35 protein-coding genes are annotated in these 26,091 nt (G+C 37.7%); 9 read left to right on the top strand and 26 right to left on the bottom strand.

The window, feature by feature from the left end; genetic code table 11:
* Positions 1 to 283 precede the first annotated feature (283 nt).
* From I858_RS07560 to I858_RS07555, 3 genes are all read right to left on the bottom strand, one after another.
* Positions 284 to 544, bottom strand: a complete 261-nt coding sequence (locus I858_RS07560; RefSeq protein WP_162273620.1) for a hypothetical protein — start codon at positions 542 to 544, stop codon at positions 284 to 286.
* A 66-nt stretch (positions 545 to 610) separates the two neighbouring features.
* Positions 611 to 784 carry a hypothetical protein gene (locus I858_RS16950; RefSeq protein ID WP_157886488.1) on the bottom strand — a complete coding sequence of 58 codons (174 nt, stop codon included), beginning with the start codon at positions 782 to 784 and terminating at the stop codon, positions 611 to 613.
* A 326-nt stretch (positions 785 to 1,110) separates the two neighbouring features.
* Positions 1,111 to 1,896, bottom strand: coding sequence for a F510_1955 family glycosylhydrolase (locus I858_RS07555; RefSeq protein ID WP_083553679.1), 786 nt, complete (start codon positions 1,894 to 1,896; stop codon positions 1,111 to 1,113).
* 326 nt (positions 1,897 to 2,222) lie between these two features.
* Between I858_RS07555 and I858_RS07550 the strand changes: the two genes are divergently transcribed.
* A complete protein-coding gene (locus tag I858_RS07550) occupies positions 2,223 to 3,725 on the top strand; it encodes a multicopper oxidase family protein (protein ID WP_065524113.1) in 1,503 nt (500 codons plus the stop codon).
* Between the two features lie 86 nt (positions 3,726 to 3,811).
* Here the strand turns inward: I858_RS07550 and I858_RS17135 are convergent, their stop codons facing one another.
* From I858_RS17135 to I858_RS07535, 4 genes are all read right to left on the bottom strand, one after another.
* Positions 3,812 to 4,072 carry a hypothetical protein gene (locus I858_RS17135; protein WP_162273614.1) on the bottom strand — a complete coding sequence of 87 codons (261 nt, stop codon included), beginning with the start codon at positions 4,070 to 4,072 and terminating at the stop codon, positions 3,812 to 3,814.
* Between the two features lies 1 nt (position 4,073).
* Complete coding sequence (locus I858_RS07540) at positions 4,074 to 4,538, bottom strand: hypothetical protein (RefSeq protein WP_239457230.1); 465 nt, start codon at positions 4,536 to 4,538, stop codon at positions 4,074 to 4,076.
* Between the two features lie 4 nt (positions 4,539 to 4,542).
* The gene (locus I858_RS17330; RefSeq protein ID WP_239457229.1) at positions 4,543 to 4,758 is read right to left on the bottom strand and encodes a hypothetical protein; all 216 of its coding nucleotides are present in this window, start codon (positions 4,756 to 4,758) and stop codon (positions 4,543 to 4,545) included.
* A 238-nt stretch (positions 4,759 to 4,996) separates the two neighbouring features.
* Positions 4,997 to 5,440, bottom strand: coding sequence for a hypothetical protein (locus I858_RS07535; protein ID WP_065524115.1), 444 nt, complete (start codon positions 5,438 to 5,440; stop codon positions 4,997 to 4,999).
* Positions 5,441 to 5,815: 375 nt separating this feature from the next.
* Between I858_RS07535 and I858_RS16945 the strand changes: the two genes are divergently transcribed.
* Both I858_RS16945 and I858_RS07530 read left to right on the top strand, forming a co-directional pair.
* Positions 5,816 to 5,962 carry a hypothetical protein gene (locus tag I858_RS16945; protein WP_157886487.1) on the top strand — a complete coding sequence of 49 codons (147 nt, stop codon included), beginning with the start codon at positions 5,816 to 5,818 and terminating at the stop codon, positions 5,960 to 5,962.
* A gap of 106 nt (positions 5,963 to 6,068) precedes the next feature.
* Positions 6,069 to 6,683, top strand: coding sequence for a hypothetical protein (locus I858_RS07530; RefSeq protein WP_065524116.1), 615 nt, complete (start codon positions 6,069 to 6,071; stop codon positions 6,681 to 6,683).
* Positions 6,684 to 6,729: 46 nt separating this feature from the next.
* On the opposite strand, the gene I858_RS07525 is transcribed toward I858_RS07530, so the two are convergent.
* The 5 genes from I858_RS07525 to I858_RS07505 all read right to left on the bottom strand — a co-directional run bounded on the left by I858_RS07525 (position 6,730) and on the right by I858_RS07505 (position 10,277).
* Positions 6,730 to 6,936 (bottom strand): hypothetical protein, encoded by a 207-nt coding sequence (locus I858_RS07525; protein ID WP_065524117.1) that lies wholly within the window; start codon positions 6,934 to 6,936, stop codon positions 6,730 to 6,732.
* 38 nt (positions 6,937 to 6,974) lie between these two features.
* Positions 6,975 to 7,349 carry a hypothetical protein gene (locus tag I858_RS07520; RefSeq protein WP_065524118.1) on the bottom strand — a complete coding sequence of 125 codons (375 nt, stop codon included), beginning with the start codon at positions 7,347 to 7,349 and terminating at the stop codon, positions 6,975 to 6,977.
* A gap of 338 nt (positions 7,350 to 7,687) precedes the next feature.
* Positions 7,688 to 7,930: a hypothetical protein gene (locus I858_RS07515; RefSeq protein ID WP_065524119.1), complete on the bottom strand. Its 243-nt coding sequence runs from the start codon at positions 7,928 to 7,930 to the stop codon at positions 7,688 to 7,690.
* On the bottom strand, positions 7,923 to 8,234 hold the full coding sequence (locus I858_RS07510) for an ArsR/SmtB family transcription factor (RefSeq protein ID WP_239457228.1): 312 nt from the start codon (positions 8,232 to 8,234) through the stop codon (positions 7,923 to 7,925). Before I858_RS07510 ends, I858_RS07515 begins: the two co-directional genes overlap by 8 nt.
* Before the next feature lie 402 nt (positions 8,235 to 8,636).
* The gene (locus I858_RS07505; RefSeq protein ID WP_065524121.1) at positions 8,637 to 10,277 is read right to left on the bottom strand and encodes a M4 family metallopeptidase; all 1,641 of its coding nucleotides are present in this window, start codon (positions 10,275 to 10,277) and stop codon (positions 8,637 to 8,639) included.
* Between the two features lie 629 nt (positions 10,278 to 10,906).
* On the opposite strand from I858_RS07505, the gene I858_RS07495 reads away from it, so the two are divergent.
* Positions 10,907 to 12,051, top strand: a protein-coding gene (locus I858_RS07495) for an IS3 family transposase (RefSeq protein ID WP_157886468.1) whose coding sequence is annotated in 2 segments (ribosomal slippage) — positions 10,907 to 11,153 and positions 11,153 to 12,051 — 1,146 coding nt in all. Because the reading frame shifts where the segments join, the coding sequence is not laid out codon by codon here.
* 392 nt (positions 12,052 to 12,443) lie between these two features.
* A complete protein-coding gene (locus I858_RS07490; protein WP_420812635.1) occupies positions 12,444 to 13,139 on the top strand; it encodes a CPBP family intramembrane glutamic endopeptidase in 696 nt (231 codons plus the stop codon).
* Between the two features lie 26 nt (positions 13,140 to 13,165).
* Here the strand turns inward: I858_RS07490 and I858_RS07485 are convergent, their stop codons facing one another.
* Positions 13,166 to 13,945, bottom strand: a complete 780-nt coding sequence (locus tag I858_RS07485) for a MerR family transcriptional regulator (protein WP_065524123.1) — start codon at positions 13,943 to 13,945, stop codon at positions 13,166 to 13,168.
* A gap of 303 nt (positions 13,946 to 14,248) precedes the next feature.
* Here I858_RS07485 and I858_RS07480 point away from each other — a divergent pair, with 303 nt between their 5' ends.
* Together I858_RS07480 and I858_RS17130 are read left to right on the top strand one after the other, a co-directional pair.
* Entirely contained in the window at positions 14,249 to 14,452 is a 204-nt protein-coding gene (locus I858_RS07480) for a helix-turn-helix transcriptional regulator (protein ID WP_065524124.1), read from the top strand.
* A gap of 109 nt (positions 14,453 to 14,561) precedes the next feature.
* Positions 14,562 to 14,858, top strand: coding sequence for a permease (locus tag I858_RS17130; protein ID WP_239457259.1), 297 nt, complete (start codon positions 14,562 to 14,564; stop codon positions 14,856 to 14,858).
* 102 nt (positions 14,859 to 14,960) lie between these two features.
* On the opposite strand, the gene I858_RS07470 is transcribed toward I858_RS17130, so the two are convergent.
* The 4 genes from I858_RS07470 to I858_RS07455 form a co-directional block, all read right to left on the bottom strand.
* Complete coding sequence (locus tag I858_RS07470) at positions 14,961 to 15,341, bottom strand: hypothetical protein (RefSeq protein WP_239457227.1); 381 nt, start codon at positions 15,339 to 15,341, stop codon at positions 14,961 to 14,963.
* 38 nt (positions 15,342 to 15,379) lie between these two features.
* The gene (locus tag I858_RS07465; protein WP_065524127.1) at positions 15,380 to 15,583 is read right to left on the bottom strand and encodes a helix-turn-helix transcriptional regulator; all 204 of its coding nucleotides are present in this window, start codon (positions 15,581 to 15,583) and stop codon (positions 15,380 to 15,382) included.
* 5 nt (positions 15,584 to 15,588) lie between these two features.
* A complete protein-coding gene (locus tag I858_RS07460) occupies positions 15,589 to 15,915 on the bottom strand; it encodes a hypothetical protein (RefSeq protein ID WP_239457226.1) in 327 nt (108 codons plus the stop codon).
* A gap of 329 nt (positions 15,916 to 16,244) precedes the next feature.
* Entirely contained in the window at positions 16,245 to 16,709 is a 465-nt protein-coding gene (locus I858_RS07455) for a GNAT family N-acetyltransferase (protein WP_065524129.1), read from the bottom strand.
* Positions 16,710 to 16,991: 282 nt separating this feature from the next.
* Here I858_RS07455 and I858_RS07450 point away from each other — a divergent pair, with 282 nt between their 5' ends.
* Entirely contained in the window at positions 16,992 to 17,360 is a 369-nt protein-coding gene (locus I858_RS07450; protein WP_065524130.1) for a type II toxin-antitoxin system RelE/ParE family toxin, read from the top strand.
* Entirely contained in the window at positions 17,357 to 17,683 is a 327-nt protein-coding gene (locus I858_RS07445; RefSeq protein WP_065524131.1) for a helix-turn-helix domain-containing protein, read from the top strand. The genes I858_RS07450 and I858_RS07445 overlap by 4 nt, the downstream gene beginning before the upstream one ends.
* 107 nt (positions 17,684 to 17,790) lie before the next feature.
* Here the strand turns inward: I858_RS07445 and I858_RS07440 are convergent, their stop codons facing one another.
* The 9 genes from I858_RS07440 to I858_RS07395 all read right to left on the bottom strand — a co-directional run bounded on the left by I858_RS07440 (position 17,791) and on the right by I858_RS07395 (position 26,055).
* Complete coding sequence (locus I858_RS07440; protein WP_065524132.1) at positions 17,791 to 18,480, bottom strand: DUF5694 domain-containing protein; 690 nt, start codon at positions 18,478 to 18,480, stop codon at positions 17,791 to 17,793.
* Positions 18,481 to 18,592: 112 nt separating this feature from the next.
* A complete protein-coding gene (locus tag I858_RS07435) occupies positions 18,593 to 19,312 on the bottom strand; it encodes a nucleotidyltransferase domain-containing protein (protein WP_065524133.1) in 720 nt (239 codons plus the stop codon).
* 451 nt (positions 19,313 to 19,763) lie between these two features.
* The gene (locus tag I858_RS07430) at positions 19,764 to 20,261 is read right to left on the bottom strand and encodes a kinase (protein ID WP_204249470.1); all 498 of its coding nucleotides are present in this window, start codon (positions 20,259 to 20,261) and stop codon (positions 19,764 to 19,766) included.
* Between the two features lie 149 nt (positions 20,262 to 20,410).
* The gene (locus I858_RS07425) at positions 20,411 to 20,875 is read right to left on the bottom strand and encodes a hypothetical protein (protein ID WP_083553676.1); all 465 of its coding nucleotides are present in this window, start codon (positions 20,873 to 20,875) and stop codon (positions 20,411 to 20,413) included.
* A gap of 91 nt (positions 20,876 to 20,966) precedes the next feature.
* Positions 20,967 to 22,111 (bottom strand): IS3 family transposase gene (locus I858_RS07420; protein ID WP_157886468.1). Its coding sequence is split into 2 segments (ribosomal slippage): positions 20,967 to 21,865 and positions 21,865 to 22,111, totalling 1,146 coding nucleotides; the frame shifts between segments, so codons are not numbered across the junction.
* Between the two features lie 303 nt (positions 22,112 to 22,414).
* Complete coding sequence (locus tag I858_RS07410; RefSeq protein ID WP_065524135.1) at positions 22,415 to 23,527, bottom strand: Nif3-like dinuclear metal center hexameric protein; 1,113 nt, start codon at positions 23,525 to 23,527, stop codon at positions 22,415 to 22,417.
* Positions 23,514 to 24,227 (bottom strand): tRNA (adenine(22)-N(1))-methyltransferase, encoded by a 714-nt coding sequence (locus tag I858_RS07405; RefSeq protein WP_065524136.1) that lies wholly within the window; start codon positions 24,225 to 24,227, stop codon positions 23,514 to 23,516. Before I858_RS07405 ends, I858_RS07410 begins: the two co-directional genes overlap by 14 nt.
* 62 nt (positions 24,228 to 24,289) lie before the next feature.
* A complete protein-coding gene (cccA, locus tag I858_RS07400) occupies positions 24,290 to 24,673 on the bottom strand; it encodes a cytochrome c550 (protein WP_065524137.1) in 384 nt (127 codons plus the stop codon).
* A gap of 242 nt (positions 24,674 to 24,915) precedes the next feature.
* The gene (locus I858_RS07395; protein WP_065524138.1) at positions 24,916 to 26,055 is read right to left on the bottom strand and encodes an acyl-CoA dehydrogenase; all 1,140 of its coding nucleotides are present in this window, start codon (positions 26,053 to 26,055) and stop codon (positions 24,916 to 24,918) included.
* Between the last annotated feature and the right edge of the window lie 36 nt (positions 26,056 to 26,091).

The following is a 26,091-nucleotide window of genomic DNA, read 5'->3' as shown; positions in this document are numbered from 1 at the left end:
TTTCCTCCATTGCATTATTAGAATTAGCTGCCTTCGCTCAATTCTTCGGACGAAGAAAATAAAACAAGAGGCGATGAACTTAGATTCTCTTAGTATAATAGAAATTTCTTTTTCTGAAAAGAATCATGAATTTGAATGCAACTTACTTTACACTAAGTTACATTCGAATTCAGTAAATCATCGCTTAATTGCGTCGATTATTAGTGACGAAACATGAGTTTATCTCTCTTTCTCTTTTTCAAATACGGATAAATTATTTAGCATTTCTAATTTCAGTATTAATCTACAATACCTGGTTATTATTCCAACTCGGTTTCCCTAAAAACCTTGCATATTCAAAAAGAGTTGGCATGGTTTCTACCAAGGTCTGCTGAGCTCTTAAGATTCCTGTACGATCATAGATTCGGCAACTCATTTTAAAGGAGTGAATTCCTTCTTTGCAACTTACAATGGCCAAGTGTTTTTTATCCGGCAATTTTTTTTTGTCTTTTAGCAAAAATTCAAGAGAAAAATCATTTGCCTCTAATGGAATTTGAGCTGCCACTTCCGGAAAAGCGGTGTCAAGTGTCGCCACACTAGTTCTCGTGATGAGTACAGCAGCCCCCGCATTTCACCAAATAGAGTTGATTGATTTTCTTCGCTGATTTCCGATGACCCGCTTTTTTACCTTCATTTTTTCTATATCCACTACTTCCATTGGTTCAATACTTTCAACTTTACCAAGCTTGCTTAAAGCCCGCAGCAATTCATTCTTCTCTTCACGTTTTAACACTTTTTCTTGCAATTCAGTTTCAGCTACTGGTTTCTGGTTTTCCGAATGGCTATTTTACCATACGACTAAAAATACATTGCTAATACAGTCTTCGACTAAACCAACACGTCGAAAAACCTTATTGACGCTGGCTTTGACATAGTATATGTTCGTCAATAACAAATTCCATTGTTTCTTCCTTTTGCTGTTTTAAGCGTTTAATGAAATTCTTCTCTTTACACCTCATAGCAAGCTCTCCTTACTCAATTAAAATCTTTTTCACTCTATACAAAAAACGGACTCCCTGTTTATTTTCATATAATAGTTTCATGGTAAGAAATTAAAAATTGGCTTCGTTGTTATTGAACATTTCTTTCATTGAGCAAGGGTAACCACGTTTTCGCATTATCTTTTGTGAGAAAAGCTTTCCCTTTTAAAGTGTACAGCGCAATTTCTTTACTATTATTTGGATTTTGAAAAATAAAAGCAACACTATCTTGTGGAAGTTCTGGTAAAGTGACAACTTCTTCTTTTTTGCTTTCAATTGTATATTTAATCAATGAAGCGCTGGTGCCGTAACTTGCATAAAACAAGGAATCTTCACTATAAAAAACAGCTGTTCCTTGATCAGTTTCATCTGTCACACGACCAAAGTTTTTCCCGCCGTCTTCCGACACATATATCCCTGTAGAAGTAGCTGCCGCAACCAAGCTAGAATCTTGTGGATGAAGAGCAAGTCCAGAAACCTCACCTTCTAACCCATTCACATTCACGGCCTCCCATGTCTCTCCTTTGTCATTGCTCTTGTAAAAACCTGGCTTTAATAATGAATTCTCTTCTGGATTTAACAGAAAGATATCTTGACTCGTATAGCCTACAGCCATTGCGTGAAAGTCCGTTTCACCTTCAAAAGCAATGTGTTCTAACGACTTTCCTCCGTCCGTACTTTTTTGAATCCCAAGTGGATTCAGCATATCAGAATCCGCACTCGGATGTCCTGATGTATAAAAACCCTCTTCTACGGCATTAAATCCCATATAATCGAAAAAGTTATCGGAGATGGCAAACCACTCCTCTTCTCTATAAATCTTGGGACCTGTATGCGAAGCAAAATATAGGCCTCCATCATTTCCCGCATACCCCATCCCGTGAACGTGATTTAATTCACCTTCAAAAGAGATTTCCCGTTTTCATCTCCGGTATTGCTACAGCCTGTTAGAATCATTCCACTTAAAATTATACTTAGGACTCGTTTTTTTCTATTCATTTTTTATGCTCCCATCATTTTGGTTCGGTTATTGGTATAGCTACTTACAAGTTTACCTAACGAATCTTGACTTTTTGTGCAGATTTCTTTATTTCTCTAATAAGTTAAATTTATAGACAACTAACTGTCATGATCTCTGCACTTATTGTGCATAACTATTAGGTAAAGTAGAAGGAATTACAACAGAAGGAAGGCGTAAATAGAATGCAAAAGAGATTTTTATTAGGGGCCTTGTCACTTTCAGCGGCACTTACTTTAACTGCATGTGCTAGTAATAACGAAGGCATGGACTCAAACAGGATGCACCATGAAGCAAGTATGGAATCAGGAGAAGACATGAATCAAGGTGGAATGGGAGACATGATGGATCATGGAAATGTACCTTCTCTCTTATCTTCTGAAGGGACAAACGAACTCCCAATCCCTCCTTTATTGGAAAAGCAACAAGGACAAGACTACGATTATGAAGTAATCGCTCAAGAAGGCATTACCGAATTTTTTAAAGGAATCTCAACTGAAACGTATGGATATAACGGGGATTTACTCGGTCCTACACTTAAAATCGAAGAAGGAAAAAGCGTTGATGTTAAAATTACAAACGAGCTGGATGAATCCACCACTTTTCATTGGCACGGCCTTGAAGTGGCTAGTGAAATAGATGGCGGACCCAGTGATGAAATTCAGCCAGGTGAAAGTCGAATTGTTACGTTACAAGCCGATCAACCAGCTGCAACACTGTGGTATCATCCGCACGTTCATGAAATGACTGCCGAACAAGTATATAGAGGGCTTTCTGGAATGTTGCTCATTGATAGCTCAAACAGTGAAGATTCAACTATTCCGAACAAATATGGCGTTAACGATATCCCACTTATCTTTCAAGATCGCCTTTTTGACGAAGATAAGCAACTAGATTATGACAATCTCATGGATGAAGATGGAACTCTCGGTGATATCTCGATGATTAACGGAACGCTAAACTCAAAACTGACCATTACAGAACCGATTATGCGTTTTCGATTATTAAATGGATCGAACGCACGAAACTACACATTCAGTTTGAGTAATGGTGCTAGCTTTACCCAAATTGCTTCTGATGGAAGTTTGCTCGATGAACCCGTAGAAGTCGAAGAATTAATACTCGCAGCTTCAGAGCGCGCAGAAATTCTGATTGATTTTTCAAAACTCACGTCTGAAGAATCACTTGCTCTTGTGAATGATGAAGGTGTTGAATTGTTGCCATTTGATGTTGAGCTTGACGCTTCTACCGCAGATTCAACTGAAATGTGGACAACAGAAGAGCCGTTCCTGTCGCAAGAAGAAAAAGAAATGCCCGTTGAAAAAAATATCGAATTATTTGGCATGATGGACATGGTGACCATTAACGGCAAGAAATTCGATCCAAATCGCATTGACTTACGCCAAAAACAAGGCGTTACTGAAGTGTGGGAAGTGTACAATAAAAAGGATATGATGGGTGGCATGATTCATCCGTTCCACGTTCACGGGACCCAATTTAAAGTGATTTCTCGTGATGGCAAAGAAGTGACTCCACGTGAACAAGGGTTGAAAGACAGTGTATTAGTTAATCCTGGGGAAAAAGTGAAATTGCTCGTCACTTTTCCTGAAAAAGGTGTGTACGTATTTCATTGCCACATTTTAGAACACGAAGATGGTGGCATGATGGGACAAATTGAAGTGTATTAACCAATCAAAAAACACCCCAAAAAGTAAAGTGACTTCTTTACTTTTTGAGGTGTTTTTGCGCTTTTTTTAAAATGACTATCCCTGTTTTAAGCTGTGCGCTTTAAAAAGAAACGCTCGCCTATAAAAATTAACAGTATAAACACAAAAGATACACCGACAACAAATAAGTCAGAGCTTATCTTCACCCAAACGAACGCAGTTAGTATGACAGCATCTAGTAGTAGCGCAGTTAGCACAATAACCGAATTAGCTTCGATTTTTTCACGTAAGTGCTTGAACACTCCCCAATGAATAATCATATCCATCACTAAGTATAAGATAGCACCCATTGAAGCAATTCGACTCAAATCAAAAAAGATAGTCAGAACCATAGTCTATAGTCTGAGATCTGACCATCTCTTTTAAAAGTGCTTTTACAAGAGAAAGATTACTTACCTGCGAAAGTATCCATTCATACTCTTTTGCTAGTAATTGACGGATTTTTGAAGAGGCAATCGCATGATTCCTCGGAGTTATTTGTTCGAAAATAGCTTCTACTTCATTTAAGATATGTTTCGGCAACGATTGAGTAAGCGTTTTTAATCCTAATTGCGCTCTTTCTGGATAATACTTATACAGAAGCACTCTTGTCAGATGTTCCATCACGTTGGTTAACATTCTAACAGCCCAAATATCGTTGCCCCTTTCGATCGCTTTTTTATACTGGAATAAAAACCAGGCAATATCCGTAGTACTATCGCTGAATTCACTTTCACTGACTTCCAGACTCTGTGTTTCATTAAATTGCTCTAATAAATTGTTAGGGTCATGCAAGACTTTAAAGTAATCTTTTTTCAGTGAAGTTTTGTTCCATTACTGTAAACAAATCAAGGTGCAGTAAGTTATCAAATACTACTATTATTTGAGGAGCGATAATATGAATATCATCGTGCTCATCTCTTCCCATCGAGCCTTTTAAGAAAATAGCTTTTACCAAATTATCCTTTTTTAAGCTTGCACATATTTTTCCCACTGCCAATTCTTGTTGTGACAATTCCATTCCTCCCAACGTTTCTGTTTTTAAGCATTACATCAATATACCATATTCACCCTCTTTTCATACAGCTATAAATATAAGAAACATTGTCTTAGATGCTTAAGAGATCCGTTTGTAAAAGTATGGTTTCCATATAAAAAAAGAGAGAGAACGAGCTTTAATCAGCCTGTTTCCTCCCTTTCTATTTGGCTTCCGATAAGTTATGACATGTAAACTATGGAGTAACAACGCTTTATCAAGGCGCAATTTCGAGAATCCTGCCTGTGTCTGGAATAAAGAGAAGTGAGGTGTGCTCTTCGATTGACGGAATGATCCCTAAAAAAGCGTACCCCCAATTGGGAGCAAAGGGATTCCAGACCTCGTTCCGATCGAGTGGTAAGTTTCCCTGTGTGGTCAGTTCCATTTCTGACCCGTAAGTAGTCAGAATTTTTTCTTGGGCTTGCTGATGCGTGAATTCTGGTAGCGAAAAGATGATGGATACTCCCACCATTAGGACAAAAAAGAAATAGGCCCCATATCTCTGCTCAGGTATAAGATATCTATAGATCATGACACGTAGCGTCAAAAAGATGATGGGGACATTCAAGGGCATCACATTGTGATAAACTTGCGCATTTACAATCAAAAGAAGAAGCAAAACAATCAGAGATAAAATAAGACCAATTCCATATTTCCTCAAAATCTTCAACCTCTGTCTATTTGTTAAGAATGTGATTTTTCAAAATAAATTATGTGAATTTTGGTAAATAGAAATAAACAGGCATAACGTAACAAAGCACCAGTAAACCGAAACTTTTAATGTATCTTTTTTCCAGTAAGATCACTTTTTCTGCATCTTCCAATCAAGTCAATGCAATGCTGAATTTGAACGTAACTTAATTAGACTTATGTTATATTCAAAAACAATAGAAAATTTATTGAAAATTTTTAATTTAAGAAAAACGAAACCTTATTAGAAATAAATGAGTATAGTTATCTGATTATTTTTTAATAAAGTGGATTCCTAAAAATTTAACTAGAAATAAAAATAGTAGATACAAAAAGGAGGGACTATATGTTAACAAATATTGGCGTGCCAGGAATGGTTATTACTGTTATCGTTTTGATTGGATTAATTTTTCTATTTAGAAAAATATTTAAGAAAAAACAATGTAGAAATTGTAGGTCCTCCATTATTGGAGGGCTTTTGAATGTAACTTAATTACTAATAAGTTACATTCAAACATCGTTATGTAAACTGCAACTTCTAAATAAAAGTGTAATACTAAGAACAAGAGATATTCTTCAATGTAAAGGAGGCGAAACTTATGGATAAGGTTTTTATCATTCCTGAAACTATAGGATCGGATGGAGAAATGCTTTTGTGTGAGGATGGTCAAACTGTTGAGAAGTTTCATCTGGCTCCTTTTGACTCTATTGCTGATCCTACTTCTACAGGTGAACTACTCGTTGAGTTCATTTGTGCAAAATTCCTGTTTCCAATCTATCTTACATTTGAACCGTTTACTGGAATGGAAGATAATTTGGAAGGTCTTTTCCAAAGCAAAAACATTGAATACTCTTTAAAATTTGAGGGTTTGAAAAACAAATGTTTTCCTGTTTTTAAACTTACAATCGAAAAACCTTCTTCACTGACTTTTGTTTTACAAGAAACTTTTTGGATAGCAACTTGTAATAACTTCTACACCTTTTCTTTCTCGGATAATATCGTGTATAAATCCGTGATAGGGAAGAGCTGGTTTGGACGTGAGAAGACCTGGATATGGCCTCACTTTGATATGAATGGTGCATCGACAGTTATCGAGATTTGGCATGACGGGGATGGGTTTAACCTCTATACAACCGAACCCCGTTTCTCGACAATTGAAAAGTTGGCCAGCTATTTTCCAGTTGGAACATCGATTGTAAACAATGAAGATTGAATGTAACTTACTTGCTATTAAGTTACATTCAAATTTAAAAATAGAACTACTTATTAGATCTTTGTTTTCTCTTATCGAGCACAACCCAAGCATAATAGATGGCCAATCCAACAATTAATACAAGGGTTGGAATGAACTGAAACTCGTTTGGAAGAAAAATATATAGCAGCACGGCCAGTAAAACCGAAGGTAATACAAGAGCAAACCAAATCCTCACTCTTTTATTTTGAAAGCTCATATCAAAACGCTCCACCTGTTTCACCCCTTTTCAAAATGGTTCTTTCACTATTTTCATAAACCTGAAATATTATCGAATGAAGTAGATTCACCGTTTATATAAACATCAATTATTTCGTGGTTGGGTTCCAATGTTAATTTATAGACATGCTGCTTAATATCATCGTTATCACTATTTGACACATCTAATTTCACATTTACGGTATCCTCTTGTGTTTCAAGATCTGTAGCCACTGTCCCTTTGGTTTGATAAACAATATAAGCGACACTTTCTCCTTCGTTAATCAATTGCAAAGTAAAAGTTGGTTCAATCAGTGCTTGTATATTGTCTGGTACCGTCTCTATCTCGCTAAAACTGAGTTCGGAGTCATTTGAGTTACAGGCTGATAAAAAAACAGACACCAAAATTAAAAGTAATATTTTTTTCATGAATTTCCCCCCCTATATTTTCTAATACCAAATCTCAATGACTTTAAATTTTTATTCATAGTGAATGTAACTTAACTGCACATAAGTTACATTCGAATCTTAGTCTTCACTCACTTCTTTTCTATACGGCTTTGGCTGATGTCATGTTTTAGCTTATGTAATTAAAATCTAGGTTCATACATTAAATATACTTAAAATTTAAAACAATAGCTAGATAATTTTGGAAGTTAAATCGTTCGTAAAAATAAAACGAAGATATGAAAACTAACAAATTATCTTCCTTTATATTCAGTAAATAAAACGGAACACCTAAAATTTATAGGTGTTCCGTTTTATAGTTACTCAACTTCTCTTAACATTTTTTCTATGATAATAACTCGCTCATTCAAATCATTCATTTGTTTCTTTAACAATACTGTGTTTTCTCGTTCTAAAGATAGTCTTTCAATTGCCCTCTTTTCACTTCGCTTAACAATTTTATATATTATAAAAATGAGGATTACCGGTATTATAATCGAAAAACCCAATATAAAAATTGTCGATAAAATATCCCCTATATTCAGGCTTGTTGTCTCAGTCACTCTCTTTCTCCCCTTTAATATTACTTTTCTTTTTTATCGTCAAAGAATTTGTTAGATCATGAATCAAATGTTCGTTCAATTCGAATTGGAATGAATTAAGTATATAGTATTTGGCTGCTTTTCCACTTTCTAAAATTTCCATATCGCTCTTAACTAATTCTGCCTCCTCCAGCTTTTGTAAGTGAAGATATAACAATGGTCTACTAATACCTAATTCTCTTGCAAGCTGACTCACATATTGTTTCCCTTCTGAAAGAACGGAAATAATTCTGAGTCTGTGGGGATTTGATAAAGCTTCAAGCATGGTAAGTAAGTGATCTCCTGAATTAAAATATATCATATGTAAGTATTTTATTACACGTATTTTCTTTAGTCAACTCTTTTAAATATTTTTTTCAAAATACTTCATAAAATTAGTTATCTCTCTGATAAGTAAGCGTTCGTAAAAGTACACTTTCCCATACACAAGAAAAAGAAGAAACTCATGGGTAAGCTTCTTCTCTTCCGATAACTCATGATATGTAAACACGTATCCATTTAAAAGTAAGTTTAAAACCCTCTATCATTAATTAGAACAGCTTTAAAGATGCAAGAAAAGTGATGCTCAGCAATTTTTTAACTCCCACCAAATAATATCACTTTTGGCAATTTAAAAGCGCCTTCCGGCTGTCTTTAATAGACAACTGAAAGGCGTTTGATTGATGACTTATTCGTAAATACCTACACTGTCGAATCCGTTTGCAGTGGCTACTACTTCTGCGCTACCTTCTCCATAAATATCAACTGCCGACTGTACGATTAGTTTGCGCGCTTCACTAAAGTTTGAAGTTGGAGTCAAGTAAATGGTCAGTGCACGGTAGAAGATCTTGCCTAATTTTTCTTTGCCAATTTCTTCACCGATCAAGTAAGCAGCATGGTTCGTGATAGATGAGTTGATATGGACTCCACCATTATCCAAAGATCTTGGTAAGTCATAAAATTCGTCCATATGGGAAGGATAATTGCCTTCACCGTTTCCGTAAGGCACGTAATCTACTTTTACCTTGTATTTACTTGGGTCACTTAAGCTACGTAGAGATACTCTTCCATCTTCTTTCGCTTCTGGTCCCATAATATCTTCACCGATTTCCCAATCATCTGCATCAACTAAAGTACCAAAAATATCTGCAAATGATTCATTCAAGGCACCTGACTCAAAACGATATTGCAAATTCGCTGAATTTGAAATTACGCCATGTGTCATTTCATGCGCTGCAACGTCTAATCCTGCAGATAATGGAACCATGAACAACCCATCTCCGTCACCGTAAGTCATTTGGCGTCCGTTCCAAAATGCGTTGTTATAGTTTTCACCAAAGTGCACATAAGAAATGATGGCCATACCATTATCATCTAATGAGTTACGATCGTGTTGCTCATTAAAATATTCGTAAACTTGTTCAGAATTATAATGAGCGTCTACTCCAGGGCGTAAATATTCATCTTTCCACGACGCACTATTATTTATCATAATTTCTCCGTCATTTGCATCAAGAGTATATATTCCTTTCAATCCTTCATGCGATTCATCGGATAAACTGAACACTGTACCACTTTTTGGCTGTTTAACTTTAGTTGTATGAATTTTACGTTGCCCACCTAATACACCGGTACCCACAGATTGATGGATTTTATTAGCATGCATGATGGCATTGTATTGATCAATCACTTCACCACTTTTGGCATCGATGAAGACAAACCAATTGCCTGGCTTTTCTCCAAGAAAGTTGACATTCACTTTGTAGGTAAGGTGATTTTTACCGTCAAATGGATAAACCACCAATTCTGAAGTCGGATTATACTCTAGCTCATCTGGTGCATCCACTGAGTTTTTAGCACTTTGCACCGCTTTGATCATGCTAACAGTTGGCGTAGTGTCGATTGACTTGGCTACCGCTTCAGGGAAATGGCTACCGGTTACAGAGACCAGTTCATCGTTTTTACTGTAATGGACGACCACTTCCGCCCCTTCCACCGGAACATCATTAACGGATTGGCTAAAGCTTACATGGGTCATCCCAAGTGAATCTTTTTCCGTATTTTTTTGCTTTAAATTTTTCCTCGCATTTTTCAAGCCTGTCTTGTTTTCATTATTTGCTAAGTAATCCAGCGCATTCGAAGCGTTGCTAGCAGCGCGTTTTTCTGCGATTTTCTCTTTCACAAAAACCGGTACATTTGCTTTCTCATTCCAGGTTTTCTCTACTTTTTCGTGACTATTCTGGGTATTCGCCAAAGTTGCGCTGGCGGTAAAAGAACTTGCGACGAGCGCAGATGATAAAAGAACAGGTACAATATATTTTCTTTTCAAATTTCTTCCTCCTCGACTATAATATGTTTAGTATAGCGAAGGAAAATTTCATAAGCAATAAGAAAACAGACTATTTTATATATTTGAAACATTTTACCTATTAAAAAATGTACAAAGTCCATCTTTATACATAACAGAAAACAGAAGAATTTTAAAAATGGCACTTGGTAAGAAAAGTGGCTTTTGTAGTACTGATGAATATGATTGACAAAAGAATTCAAAAGTACAGAGCATTGGTTTGATAAAGCTCCATACTAAGGGATAACCAAATCAGTCATTTCAAAATACGATTGCAAAAAACCTCTAAAATATCTAGCATTGGAAAAAGGTTTACTGAAATGAAAAGAGCTCTATGAGGCATGAAGTCACATTAAATGGGTTACTATATATTTTATGTTATCCAACGAGACCTTCAAATTAGCTATTATTCATATAAAGATTTTTACATAAATAGAAACGTATCATCCGTTAACTCAAATTTTGCACTGGACATCAGCCCGAGAAATACTTGAGGAACCCAATAGAACAAGATAGCAATACTCTATGGTATGTATGGATAGTCTACACTTAGTTGGACAGAAAAAATAAGGGGGCGTAGAATAGTCCACTATACGTGAGGAGAATCTACCATGCCACAAAAAAGACGAACATTTTCCCCAGAATTCAAAAAACAGGTCGTCGCGCTGCACGCAGGCGGAAAAAGCCGACCGGATATTGTCCGGGAATACGACCTGACGGCTTCCGCCCTCGATCGGTGGATTGCCCAATCCAATCAAACTGGCTCGTTCGAGGAAAAAGATAACCGAAGCCCTTTGGAAACGGAATTGCTTGCCTACAAAAAACGAAATAAGCAGTTGGAGATGGAAGTGGATATTTTAAAGCAAGCGGCGCTGATCATGGGACGAAAATAGAGATTATCCAACAGAATCAACACCTCTATTCAGTATCAGCAATGTGCACTGTCCTCCAAATTGCCCGCAGCACCTTTTACTATGAGACTTCCGTTTCGGTAGAAAAAGCACACCAAAAAGCCCAAGCAGAACAGGAGTTGAAAGACGAAATCTGGGCGATCTTTCACGAGAATCGCCGCGTCTATGGCACACGCAAGCTGAAAAAAGAGTTGGCGAACAGAAAGAAATGGGTGATCTCGAGACGCCGTATTGGACGCCTCATGGCGTCACTTGGCATCCAATCGAAATACGCGCTGCCATCCTACAAACCGATGGTCACGCCTCCCAATGAAGCGACATACCGGAATGTGCTGAACCGCCAATTCAATCCGGCAGCGAAAAACGCCGTGTTGGTCAGCGACCTGACGTATGTAAAGGTTGGCGGCCGCTGGAACTATATTTGTTTCCTTCTCGATTTATACAACCGTGAAATTGTGGGGTACAGTCTGGGCGAGCGTAAAGACGCTGCCCTGGTTCAACGTGCCTTCGCATCGGTCAAAGGCGACTTGGGAGCCGTGAAGCTGTTCCATACGGACCGCGGATCTGAATTCAAGAACACCGGCATCGATGCGCTATTAAAGACGCACCAAATCGAACGGTCGCTGAGCCAAAAAGGAACCCCTTACGATAATGCGGTGGCGGAAGCCACGTTCAAGATTTTGAAGACGGAACTCATCAACGGAATGTGCTTTGACACGCTTAACCAGCTAGCGCTTGAACTGTTTGATTACGTGAATTGGTACAACCATGTCCGTCTACACAGCAGTCTGGGCTATACCAGCCCTGTCACTTATCGAAACGCAGCCCTTAAAAAAGTTGTTTGATTTAGTGTTGACGTACCAGTATTTTCTCTTGAAATGGAGAGGTTACTCATTCAAAATGTTTTGCCATACCTGAAACCTACAATTCATGAAAAAAAAGAAGCCCTAAAAATTTCAAGCATCGAAATGATTTATGTTTGTATATAAAAATAAAGACAGAAATGATTTATTCTTTCCTGATTTCAATCGCATAGAATATTTAAAAGATGAGAGGCTCTAGTTTGAGCCTTTCATCTTTTTCTTAAAATAGGTGTTCCAATTTTCCAGCTTCCGATAATCCGGAATATGTAAACTCTTATGTCGGAACCAGTTCTATTCAGAAAACCCTTGCAGGTTACCTTACGTCACCACGTATGCTTGTCTCAGTAAGGTAACTATCTGGAGGGATAAAGTTAATGAAGAAATCTATTGAACGAAATGAAATGTGGAAATGGCGCGATTTAACTTATATGTTGTTTCTTGTATTGGTATTAGTTCCGATCTTCATTGAAACTATATTATTTACTTATCTATTGAGCGTTTTTCAAAACGAGTTATATGCCGGTACATTAAACGGCTTTATCATGGCGATTGTTTTTACAGCGGCGCTTTATTTTATTGTTTTGAAACCTAATAGGCAGTCTTGGAGCACTGTTGGACTAAAGTCATTCCCGTTAAGTGAGTGGAAACGGATTACCGTTTGGACCGTCATCCTAATCATCGTGAGCATTGCATTGGTAGTTGCTATGTCTTTTATAGGAATTGGAACCGAAAACAGTAAAACGGAAAGTCTCCAGTCACAAATGACTTTGTTGAACTTTGCAATAGGGTTTGTTTCGGCTGCGATCATTTCTCCTATCTATGAAGAAATTTTTTATCGCGGCTTTCTTTATCGTTTTTTCAGCAGTCGCTATGGTGTGTTAAGCGGCATGATCATCAGTTCCCTAATCTTTACGGTTGTCCATATTCCTACATTCAATACGTTGCCGGTGAATTTTGTCTCAGGTCTTGTTTTTTCATGGGTTTATCAGAAAACTGGTTCCATCATTCCCAGCATTCTGATTCATGGAATTTTTAATGGGATTGCCGTCATACTGACTGCTATCGCTTAACCATCTTCTCAACGCATAGATGTACTTTAATGGTCAGTTGGAGTACATTTCTTTTCAGTGGCCATCTCCAGAAAACCGATTATAGCTGGTGAGATTGGATAAAGACCCAGCTCAGCAGAAGCTTCGGAAGATTTGCGGACTTCCCAAAAAGCCTCAACCAGTTCCGGATCGTCGCCAAACGTTTCTTCCGATAGAATGTCAACATCCTCAAGAATGAGTTGACCTTCTACAGAGGCTGGGGAAACCCCATTCTCAAGACAAAGCTCAATCCTTTTGATAATGTTAATCCACTTTTTAGTCGTCTTATCTCGGTTTTCAAGTTTAGGCAACTGACTTTTAAGGTGCGACTGCTGCTCGACAGAGAAATATTGATTCCATTCTTTTTCCTTCTCAGCATTCGCCACCAAGGAAATTAAATCTTCCCAGTGAAGGCTAGTTTGTAAGTCTAGCAGATTCAATAGGGATTGGGTGTGCTTCAGAGAATTTGTCAGGTGTTCGATCTCTTCACTCAGCAAAGACTGATGGGCAAGCAGAATTGCGGACATCGATTGTTCCAACAGGATACTCCGACTGTCTTCGAGCGATAGGTTCAATGACTTGAGTAAGAGTATTTTCTGCAACTTTAGAATATCTTCTTTGGAATAGTGCCGTTTCCCACCAGTTCCCTTCTTCGAAGGGTGCACCAACCCAATTTGATCGTAATAGCGAATCGTCCGCACCGAGACATTCAAAATTTTTGATAATTTACCTGTCGATAAATAAATTTCATCACTTTCACTTTCACTTTCCTTTTCCACTACTTCCATTCCTCCTTAACAAGGTTTTTCAACTGACAGATTCTGTTAAAACTTATTTGTACAAAGTTTATCATAAATTTCATTTCAATAATTTCTTATAACTAGAAAAAACCCATATAAGTAACCGTTCGTAAGAGGACAATTCATTAATAAGAAAAGGAGAAAAGATGTGTTGCTTACAGCCTCTTTTCTCCTTTTTTATTACTAATAGCTTCCGGTAATGTGTCATATGTTAACTATTTATGTAAAGCTCACTTGACGTTAAGTCTCCTTTACATGTATGCTAGATTTATTAAATGAGGAAGTGATTAAGTGAATAATAAACTGAAGGAATTTCGGGAAAAAAATAATTATTCACAGGACGGTTTGGCAAAAGAGTTGGGTGTCTCCAGGCAAACGATTATTTCGATTGAGAAAGGGAGATACAATCCATCCCTTCCACTCGCCTTGCAGATAGGTAAAATATTTGATACCTATATCGAGAATATTTTCTTTTTAGATGAAACTGACAAATGAACAAACTACTTGAACTTACGGAGGAGATATTATCGAAAATCGAGCTTTATTTACAATCTTCGGTTCCTTTTTTACATTGATAGGCGGCTTTTTACTGATTGCAGCCATCATGACGAAAAGCGCTCCAAATTCTGAAACTTATACTCTACTTTCTTTGGCTGTGATGTCTTTTTGTTTAAGTTACTTGGCTCCACAATATGGCCAAAAGGATGAGCGAATAAGAATGATCCGTGAAAAGGGAATGTTTTTTTCAGGTCTTGCTTTCTTAATTTATTCTTTTCTTCTTACAACTACTCTTAGTTTGGATCTTATTTTTTTGACTGCAATCGAAGCAATTAACGTATTAATTGCTCTCATGATCAGCACACTCTTTATCTCTATGGTGGTTCTGGCCAAAAGATATTAAAAAGGAAGAAAAGATGGCTTGTGAAGCATCTTTTCTTCCTTTATTTTATTCATACAACTTCCCATAACTGATGATATGTAAACTAGGCTCTGACACAAAAACTCACTGGAACTTCTTTGAAACAACAAACTCCGTAATAGGGAGTGTAACGAATGCCAGTCCAATTACAATAACAAGAGGGATGTTTTGAATATCATTTAATGCCGTTACTCTTTCTGTAAGAATTAGCACCACCACCATCAATACAAGCAACAGATAATAGCTAATTTTAGAGCTGGTCAAAGTGATGTGTTTCTCTAACTCATCTTTTTTACCTTCATGCTTTCCATCCATATCTCCCCAAGTCAAAGACTGAAAGAAAAAACCAATGCCCAAAAATAGAAAGAAAATTTTTGAAGCTGTTATCAAATCTTTCCTCAACCATTCAAAAATACCAAATCCGCCAATGACAACGATTAAAATGATCGAGCAAATTAAGCTCACTTTCTTTTCAATCCTCATTTCGCTCCAATTTGCTATGCTTATTTAATTTCCTCCTCGAAAATAAATAATTCGTCAACTTTCACGTTAAGATTTTTAGACAGTTTAAATGCCAACGCTAATGTTGGATCATACTTATTGTTTTCAATCGCATTGATTGTTTGTCTTGTTACCGAGCATCTTCTGGCTAATTCTTCTTGGGAAAACCCTTGCATTTTACGCAATTCTTGAATTTGATTCTTCATTCGCTTCAACCACCTAGTCTTTTACGGTACATCACATAAAAAATGAAGTAACTACTAACAGCAATAAGCAAGTACAGCAATTCCGGATAAATTAGTGGCACATTATCTAATCGTATATCGCTTAAATTGAAGAAATCATTGAAAAAGTTGATTACGAAGAATACTAAGAGCATAATCCAACTGCTTACGATTGCCTGCTGTTTAATGTGTTTCTTTCGCTCATCGTCATTTGTTTTATATCCATGTTCTTCACTTCCGGTTATTTTCCCTAATATTAGAAAGAGCAATAAAGATACTACTATTATTACTAACCAAGATAACAATGTACTCACTCCTTTTATGTCAAAAGTTTTTTACATTTTAATTGTATTACATATCATATTTATGTAAAGAGTTTTTTACACATTCTTTTTTCATATTAATTAACACAGAATACTTGAGATATAAATTCAAAGATCCTTCACTCTCTTGGAAGGACACTCCGTTCTTAAAAGTGCAGTTTCACGAACAAAAAGGAGAAAAGAAGTGCTGTCTACAGCCTCTTTCCCCCTTTGAAATACACCTAACTTCCGATAAGCTGCGATATGTAAACTAGTTCTATATGAATTAGTCATCTAGATATTTTTCTTATTCTATACAATTGATTGAGAAAATTTAGAGATTAGAAAAGAAGAGCCATTTTTAAAAATTCAAATCTGCTGCCATTAGTAGCTTGCACAAAAACTTCCACTTCTTTAAATCCGATTTTTTTGTAAACTTTTATCGCTCTTTGGTTAAAAGTCGCTACGGATAATGTAATTTTTTTGGGGTTGTAATTTGATTCAATAAATTTTAGTCCAGCTTTCAAGAAATCCAAACCTTGTCCACTCCCTGTTAGATTGGGCTTCATACCTAATCCTATATCTATCGTATCTTCAGTGATTTGATTAAAACTATAAAATCCTATCAGTTCTTGATTTTTAGTGACTATAAAATAAGAATCATTTCGCTTTTCTGCATCAAGAAATTCCTTTAAATCTTCTTGATCTGCATCCATATCGTAAAAAGAATACTCGTCCTTGTAATGCCACGTAGTTGCGATTTCTTCTGCCTGTTCTTGGGTCATTGATTGAAATGTGTAATTCAATATTTTTTCTCCTCTACTATTAAACTTCTCTTGTTAAAACAACGTGTACTTAAAAAAAGAAGCTACGATATGTAAACTCTTTTTCACTTAAAAACACGACCTTAAAGCTTTAGAATATAGCCTTTTGAATATATCATTTTTTCTAATGATATCAGTTGTGGCCGGTTTTCTGGTGAAGCTCATAGAATGCGGAGTTTGAATGTAACTTAATTACACTTATGTTACATTCAAAAATCGTTTAGCATACTCGATATTTTATTACTTATATGTTATATTTAGTGTATGGAAAAGTCGAAATGGACAGTCAATGCATATAAAAAAGACAATGGTGAGGAACCTGCTGCCGAGTTTCTAAACTCGCTTCCTGCAAAGGAAAGAGCAAAGGTGTTACGCACTATTCAATTATTGGGCGAATTTGGTCCGATGCTGCGGATGCCACACCGAAGGCCGATCGATCAGGACATCTATGAACTTCGAACGGTTTTAGGCAATAATATCTTTCGCGTGTTCCATTTTCATTACGAAAATGGCGAATTTATCTTGTTAAATGGTTTTCGAAAGAAAACTCAAAAAACACCGCAGAGTGAAATCGATCGTGCCAAGCGCTATCGAGATGATTATTTGCGACAAAAATGGAGGGATTCAACATGAGTTTTTTGGAAAGCTACGTAGCAGAAAACTTAAAAGACCCGGGATTTGCTAAGGAGTGGGCGGACAGTGGATTGGAATATACAATCGCTCGGAATATCATTCAACGCAGAAATCGTTTAGGTCTTACGCAAAGCGAAGTTGCTTCACGTATGCACACCAAGCAAAACGTGGTATCTCGTATTGAAAATGGCAGCCAGAATGTGACCTTGAAAAGCTTGAAATCGTTAGCTGCAGCCCTTCAGACGGATGTTCCTTCCTTGATGCAAGAACATGACGAGAAACAAGACGAGAAAAAAACCAGTTCCGATCTCGTGAAAAGTTAACAATAGCGCATGGAATAACCCCCGATTGGCCAGACGGCTGATGGGGGTTATCTTTGGTTTTGAATGTAACTTATTTGCTATTAAGTTACATTCGAACAAGCGAAAATTTATTTCTCAAATGGATTGATTACCGTCCATCCTTTCCCTTCGAATAGTTTTTTCAGCATCCAAACATGATCGCCGCCTACAATTAGTAAAATTCGCTCTTTTGGTTTCTCTAAAATCTCAATAATGTTTTTGACAATGGTCAGTTCTCTTTCCATCCATTTGCTTAAGAAAGATACACCGATATTCTGTCCATTTTTTTCAACGGCTAAGAAAGAGAGATACATCTCTTCCAAGTCCTTGGTCAATTCTGGGTTATTGAGTTTGCGATACGACTCAAGTAATGTCTGGTCAGGATTAATTCCACCACTTTTTTTGCCAAATGCCTCTACCGCTTGCCAAATGTTAGGATAATCTTCTTGGATTGATTGATTAAGTGTCACCATTTCCTCTTGAGTTAATGGCCCAGCCCAATTAACCGCAAAAACTGCTTTACGGTCCAGTTTAGTGGCTAATCTGAATCCTACTTGTTCGATTTCGTGCATCTCATAATCTTCTTCGCTCTTGGTAAAGCCTTTGTCTAACTCCTCTTGCTCGCTTTTTTCCCATTCCAAAGCAATTTTGCCTGGGTTAAATGCTGCGAGAAAATCCACTAATTCTATAATTTCATTCTGCTTGTCCATCAAAACGTCCTTTTGGTAAGCAAAATGATGGGTACCTACCAAGACAATTTCCACTTTCTTTTCCATCATACTTTTCCCCCTACTCTCTTTTTTAGATAGCTCCATTTATTACAGAAATCCTCAAAGTGAATGTAACTTAATTCACAATAAGTTACATTCAAAATCAATAAAAATCTATAAGTTAACTTTTACCGAGAGAAAAACCTTCGAATAAACGTCCTCCGTATAGCTGTAATACCCCATCAACAAGTTGGATAATTTTTTGTTTGTCACCATTTTTATAAAAATCATCAAAAGCTTCTACAAAACAATTGGTAAACTCAACATCATAATGCCTCAATGATCGGATTACCCACTTGGAAGCACCAATCCATCGCTTATTTGTTCTCAATACAAACTCACTTACCAGTTCTGCTAAAGCATTAGCTATAAAAATCTCTTCTGCTCGGTTATTGCAGCCGATGAAGTCATCTAGTGTGTCGGTAATGAAGTATCGTTTTGTAGTTATTATTCCTGGTGACCATTCCTTTGGTCCCTTGTCTAGCAATTCTTTTGCTTCTTTTTTTATCGCGCCAATTGCTCCCTTATCTTTCAAAACTAGACCTTCTGCTACCATTCTGGGCATAGAAGGTCTAGCCCTCTCATAATCATCTGAAAAATATTCTTTGTACGAGGTTAAATTATGTACAAATACTTCAATACTCCATCCAAAATCGATAAGGGATTCCCTGTAAGAAGAGTGATGTTGTTGATCGAATATCACAATATCAAGATCAGATGTTTCAGTTGCTTCGCCACGAACCACACTTCCAGCTAATAAAGCGTCTTCACAATGAGGGAATTGCTTGTTTACAAACTGTTTTGCTGCTTCAAATGGATTTAGCTTATTGTAATAATCCACTGGCTTTCCCCCTCTTTTTATCGAATCTTGTTCTAATTTTCAAATACCACAGTATCGCATGGAAATTGAATGTAACTTTTCTGCACTTGAATTACATTCAAAACCTAGTCTTTGCCCCAAAACTTCCACTTGGATTTCGTCAGGGCTTTTTCATTTTTAATTCTTCTAAATAGAATCTATGCTCTCATTTAAATATACTCAGAACTAAAATTAATAGCTAGATAATTTTGGAAATAAAAGCGTTCGTAAAAGTACACTTTTACAGACAAAAGGGAGAGTAGATGCGAATTAAAAACTCAGCTACTCTCCCTTTCTATTTATTCAGCTTCCGATAAGGTGTCATATGTAAACCTAAAATCCTTCATAGGTAGTTGGCCAAATTCGGTCCGATAGCAAGTTCTAAAAGACAACTTCATGGTTCTGGAAAAGTTAGATAACAAAAAGTTGAGATTCACACTTCTAGATGAGTACAAATCAAGTCGAGTATATCTTTTTGTGTCATCTCTTCAGTTAGCATCTTTTCGTATTCTACGCCAAGCTGATCGTTGGGGCTCCACCAGGAACGCAACGACTCTTCCCCAAATTCCTCTGCTTGAGGGCGCGAATTATGGCGTTCGACTGTATTCTTAAAAGATAAATCAAAATAATAGATATAGGCATTTCCCTCATAAAAATGGATCAAGTCTTCCAGCATCTTCTTGTAACGCTGTTTCACAAAAATTCCTTCCAAAATGACAAACTTACATTTCCCTTTGCCGTATTCGGTGATTTGCCTGATTAAATCTTGCGAAATGTTTCCTTCCTGATCCCGTACCATCAACATTTCCCGTCGGACCGTGTCTTGAGAAACCAGAAGAGTCCCTTCTCCAAAATGATTTTGCAGCCTTTTCGCTATAGTTGTTTTGCCACTCCCAGAATTTCCACGTAAGATAATGAGCGTTGTTTCTATTTGAACCACACCTTTCCAAAGAACTATTTACTTAATTATTCAGCTGCCCTTGTTCTTCGATTGTCACTTCTTCATATTTTCCTTCCTATAAAATGCTGATATGTAAACTAAGACATTATCAAAATCACTTTTCTTTCTAAGTCTTTCTCTCACTTTTGAAATCGTTCCAGTAACTCTTTTAAAGCTTCTTCCATTTCTATTTCCAAATTATCTTGAGCTAATTTATAAAGTCCGCCAGTTCCATGCCGATATCCCCCAAAGTAATACCACAATGAAATATCTATATCTTCGTATTGTTCATCATCTTCGAAGCCGTCATATTCCATGGCAAGGACTGAACGATATTCTTTCTCAAAAGCGTTGTCGCTTGATATACCTTCTATTTCATCCCCATCAATATTGCGCTCCAAATAAACCTTTAGATTTTTTCTGTTTTTCTTTTCAAATTCTTTCGAGTATTTTTTTTGGAGAGACCTTGCTAATTCTTCTGCGTAACTCTCTAATTTTTGTATTTCTCTTTTTAAATTTTCATCAAAGGCTGTATCAGGAATTTCAACATATTGAGTATCAAAAGATTGCTTCTTGGATTTGAAAAGAGACATAAAATTCCACACTTCCCTCACTCCTTTGAATTCGTTAAAACCTTTTCATCCCTCATTTAATTTATCTTCTCCTTAATATACTTATTGGTACGTCAACACTAAATCAAACAACTTTTTTAAGGGCTGCGTTTCGATAAGTGACAGGGCTGGTATAGCCCAGACTGCTGTGTAGACGGACATGGTTGTACCAATTCACGTAATCAAACAGTTCAAGCGCTAGCTGGTTAAGCGTGTCAAAGCACATTCCGTTGATGAGTTCCGTCTTCAAAATCTTGAACGTGGCTTCCGCCACCGCATTATCGTAAGGGGTTCCTTTTTGGCTCAGCGACCGTTCGATTTGGTGCGTCTTTAATAGCGCATCGATGCCGGTGTTCTTGAATTCAGATCCGCGGTCCGTATGGAACAGCTTCACGGCTCCCAAGTCGCCTTTGACCGATGCGAAGGCACGTTGAACCAGGGCAGCGTCTTTACGCTCGCCCAGACTGTACCCCACAATTTCACGGTTGTATAAATCGAGAAGGAAACAAATATAGTTCCAGCGGCCGCCAACCTTTACATACGTCAGGTCGCTGACCAACACGGCGTTTTTCGCTGCCGGATTGAATTGGCGGTTCAGCACATTCCGGTATGTCGCTTCATTGGGAGGCGTGACCATCGGTTTGTAGGATGGCAGCGCGTATTTCGATTGGATGCCAAGTGACGCCATGAGGCGTCCAATACGGCGTCTCGAGATCACCCATTTCTTTCTGTTCGCCAACTCTTTTTTCAGCTTGCGTGTGCCATAGACGCGGCGATTCTCGTGAAAGATCGCCCAGATTTCGTCTTTCAACTCCTGTTCTGCTTGGGCTTTTTGGTGTGCTTTTTCTACCGAAACGGAAGTCTCATAGTAAAAGGTGCTGCGGGCAATTTGGAGGACAGTGCACATTGCTGATACTGAATAGAGGTGTTGATTCTGTTGGATAATCTCTATTTTCGTCCCATGATCAGCGCCGCTTGCTTTAAAATATCCACTTCCATCTCCAACTGCTTATTTCGTTTTTTGTAGGCAAGCAATTCCGTTTCCAAAGGGCTTCGGTTATCTTTTTCCTCGAACGAGCCAGTTTGATTGGATTGGGCAATCCACCGATCGAGGGCGGAAGCCGTCAGGTCGTATTCCCGGACAATATCCGGTCGGCTTTTTCCGCCTGCGTGCAGCGCGACGACCTGTTTTTTGAATTCTGGGGAAAATGTTCGTCTTTTTTGTGGCATGGTAGATTCTCCTCACGTATAGTGGACTATTCTACGCCCCCTTATTTTTTCTGTCCAACTAAGTGTAGACTATCCATATAAGAAAAAAAGAAAGCTAGTGAATTCTAGAAAAAACCGTTCGTAAAAGTACACGTTTACGAACATCCTCAAAAGGATTAAAAACACATAAAGAAATTGTTCGCAAATATGCATAAATACTTTACGAACGTTCGCGAATTTACACATACGTTTACGAACGTTTTTCAAGTATATTTAAAAGAAACTCTGTATACATAAAAAAGCAGTGGCCGCAGCCACTACTTTTTAGATGAATCGAAAAGGTTCTGTATTTATTTGTGACGGCAAAAATTCACATTGCCATGTAGGCTGCTGTTTAGACATATGGTCAACGACACCTTGAATCATCACTTTTTCTACGTGATGACCAGGATCGACAATGTTTAGCCCGATGGCTTGTGCATCTTGAGCCGTATGGAAATACATATCACCTGTGACGTAGACATCCGCTCCGGCACGCTTAGCTTGTTGAAAGTATTTATTGCCATCTCCTCCGAGTACCGCTACCTTTTTAATAACAGCATCTGGGTCTCCCACGATGCGTAGAGTCGGAACATCCAATTGCTGTTTTGTCCAATTGGCAAATTCTATTAAAGTCATAGGTGTTTCAAGCATTCCTACACGCCCAAGACCCATTGTAGCTATTTTGTTTTCTAAAACAAAAACATCATATGCCACTTCTTCATATGGATGTGCGGAAAGCATTGCTTTGATGACGCGGTCTTCTTCATTTTTGCGAACCACGACTTCTATTTTTGATTCAGCGGTTACTTCTATTTCATCCTTTTTTCCAATATATGGATTTGCTTGGGCAGCCGGACGGAAGCGCCCTGTCCCAGATAAGGTATAACTGCATCCTTCGTAATCGCCAATGGTTCCAGCCCCCACTTTAATAAAGGCCTCGCGAACGGCTTCTTCATGAGTTTCCGGAACAAACACTGCAATTTTCACTAATTCTTCTTCGTAAGTTGGTACCAACACTTTCGTGTCTTGTATACCAAGTGACGCCGCCAATAAATCATTAACGCCGCCAGTAGCCACATCCAAATTTGTATGTGCTGCGTACACGGCAATATCTGACTTTATCAATTTTTCCATTAAACGTCCTTGTGGAAAATCTGTCTGCAAGTTTTTCATTGGTCGGAATATGGGAGGATGGTGTGCAATAATCAATTCCGCCTCTTTAGCAATTGCCTCGTCTACAACTTTTTCATTCACATCCAATGTTACTAACACACGCTTGATTTTCTTGTTTAACGTTCCCACATGCAAACCAATCGGATCGTTTTCCATGGCCAAATATTTGGGAGACCATTTCTCAAACTCCTCAATAATTTGGTGTCCATTAGGAATTTTCACGTTGCAACACCTCTTCTACTAATTGTATTTTTTTAACCAATTCTTGTTTTTTTTCAATAATTTCGATTGTTTGTACAGTCGATTCCATTGATGCAACAATTTTTTTCCACTGCGAACTTTCCCGCATCCATTTTTCTTGAAAAATTCCATTTTGCTTTTTCAATAATTCAGGTCCCATCAATAATTGTTGTGAAGACCATGAAACGGAAGTTGGGGATTTTTCAAGTACAATAATTTCATAAATTTTGTCGTTTTCTTTCAATATTTCTTCTTCTACTATTCGCCATTGATTTAATACAGCCCAATCGCGGATAGCTTTGGAATGAACGTTAGGTTGTAAAATCAACCGCTCCACATTAGTTAGTTTTTCTTTGCCTTGTTCCAAGATTGAACAAATCAATGGACCGCCCATACCTGCTATTGTGACAGTGGTAATTCCATCATTTAGTTCAATGGCATCTAATCCACTTGCTAGTCGAACGTCAATTTGATTTGTCAATAATTCTCGTTGAACTTGTTTCTGTGCCGATTCAAACGGTCCCCTAACAACTTCTCCAGCAATTGCTTTGTTGATAACACCAGTTAATACCAAAAAACAAGGTAAATATGCGTGATCGCTACCAATATCAGCTACCACTGAATCTTTAGGTACATAATGAGCGACTCTTGTTAGTCGATGTGATAATAGTTGAGCATTCATTCTAGTCCTCCTAATTCAACAGAAAAACCCTTAGCTCTAAAAGAACTAAGGGTTTTCAGATGCTATTCGAGTGATAATACCCATTCAGCCATTGCCGCTGCGTTTGCTTCTTCAACGAGTCCAGCTGGCATACCGCCTTTACCGTTAACTAAAATGTTTTCAATATCTTCTTGTGGAAGTTCTGTAGCCACTAATGATGGACCTACTCCGCCTTCATAGCTTGAACCGTGACAAGAAATACAGTTTGCTTGAGCCGTAGCTTCTGGATCGAAATCTCCAGCTGCTTCTTCTCCGCCTCCTGCAGCTTCTTCTCCGCCACCTTCTTCTGTTGCTTGTTCTTCTGCGATTTCAGCTTCGTTATTAACTCCTTGTACAGATAAGAAGAAAATTAAACCAATACCGAACGCCATGATTAAGATATAAGGTACAATTGCATTTTTTTGCATCCGTTACCCCTCCCTCTACTAATTTCTGCTTAAAAATATTTATCGTAACATTCATTATTGTACTGTATTATCACCAAAACGAAAAGTCCTAACAGATAACTTTTCCTTCTTTGTGACAAAATCGGTAATTAAATTTCACTTTCTACTTAAAACGACTCAACTAATTTTAGTTCTTTAAACATAACCAGTGATTTTTAAAAAAATTGAAAGCCCTGCATCAGCAGGGCTTATTTCTCGATTCATTAACAACCGATTTGACGCGCAATAACCATGCGCTGTATTTCAGAAGTTCCTTCACCAATTTCTAGTAATTTGGCATCCCGCATATACCGTTCAACTTCGTATTCTTTCATGTAGCCATATCCACCATGGATTTGAATGGCTTCATCTGCTACTTCCATTGAGATTTCAGAAGCATATAATTTCGCCATTGATGCTTCTTTTGTAAATGGACGACCTTGATCTTTCAACCAAGCAGCTTTATAGACCATATTACGAGCTAATTCGATTTTCATTGCCATATCGGCAAGCTTAAATTGTGTTACTTGAAATTCGGATAATGCTTTACCAAACTGTTTACGTTCTTTTGAATACGCTAATGCTTTGTTAAACGCTCCTTGAGCGATTCCTACAGCCATTGCAGCAATGCCAATACGACCGCCGTCTAACGTGACTAGAAACTGTTTAAAGCCATCTCCACGCTTGCCTAATAAGTTGTCTTTTGGTACACGCACATTTTCCAATACCAATTCTGTTGTATTCGATGAATGCAGTCCCATTTTTTCATAATTGTCAATTACAGTAAAGCCCTCTGCATCTGTTGGTACGATGATGGCACTAATTTCTTTTTTGCCATCGTGCATGCCTGTAATCGCCGTAATTGCCAAATATTTGGCATGACTGGCGTTTGTAATGTATACTTTTGAGCCGTTAATTACCCAATCGTCACCGTCTTCTACTGCTCGAGTTTCAGTTCCTCCTGCATCTGATCCTGCATTCGGCTCTGTTAAACCGAAAGCACCAAATGATTCACCCATACAAATTGGCGTTAAGTATTCTTGCTTTTGCTCTTCAGTACCAAATAAATTTAACGGCGCCCCACCCAGTGAAATATGTGCAGAGTATGTAATGCCTGTCGAAGCACAAACACGGCTCAACTCTTCTGTCACAATAGCAAAACTCGTTGTATCTGCTCCCGAACCACCATACTTTTCATCAAACGGTAGACCCATCATCCCCATGTCAGATAGCTGTTTAAAAATTTCAGTTGGAAATGCTTTTGAACGGTCACGGTCGATGGCACCAGGTGCCACCACCTTATCAGAAAATTCCTTGATGGTTTTTTTAATCATTTGTTGTTCTTGTGTCAAATCGAAGTTCATTTTTTACATCCCCTTTGTCGTGAATACGCTTTCATG

The sequence above is a fragment of the Planococcus versutus genome (genome assembly GCF_001186155.3).
Classification (GTDB): domain Bacteria; phylum Bacillota; class Bacilli; order Bacillales_A; family Planococcaceae; genus Planococcus; species Planococcus versutus.
Note: the sequence above shows the minus strand (reverse complement) of the source record. Positions and strands in the feature narration are given on the sequence as shown.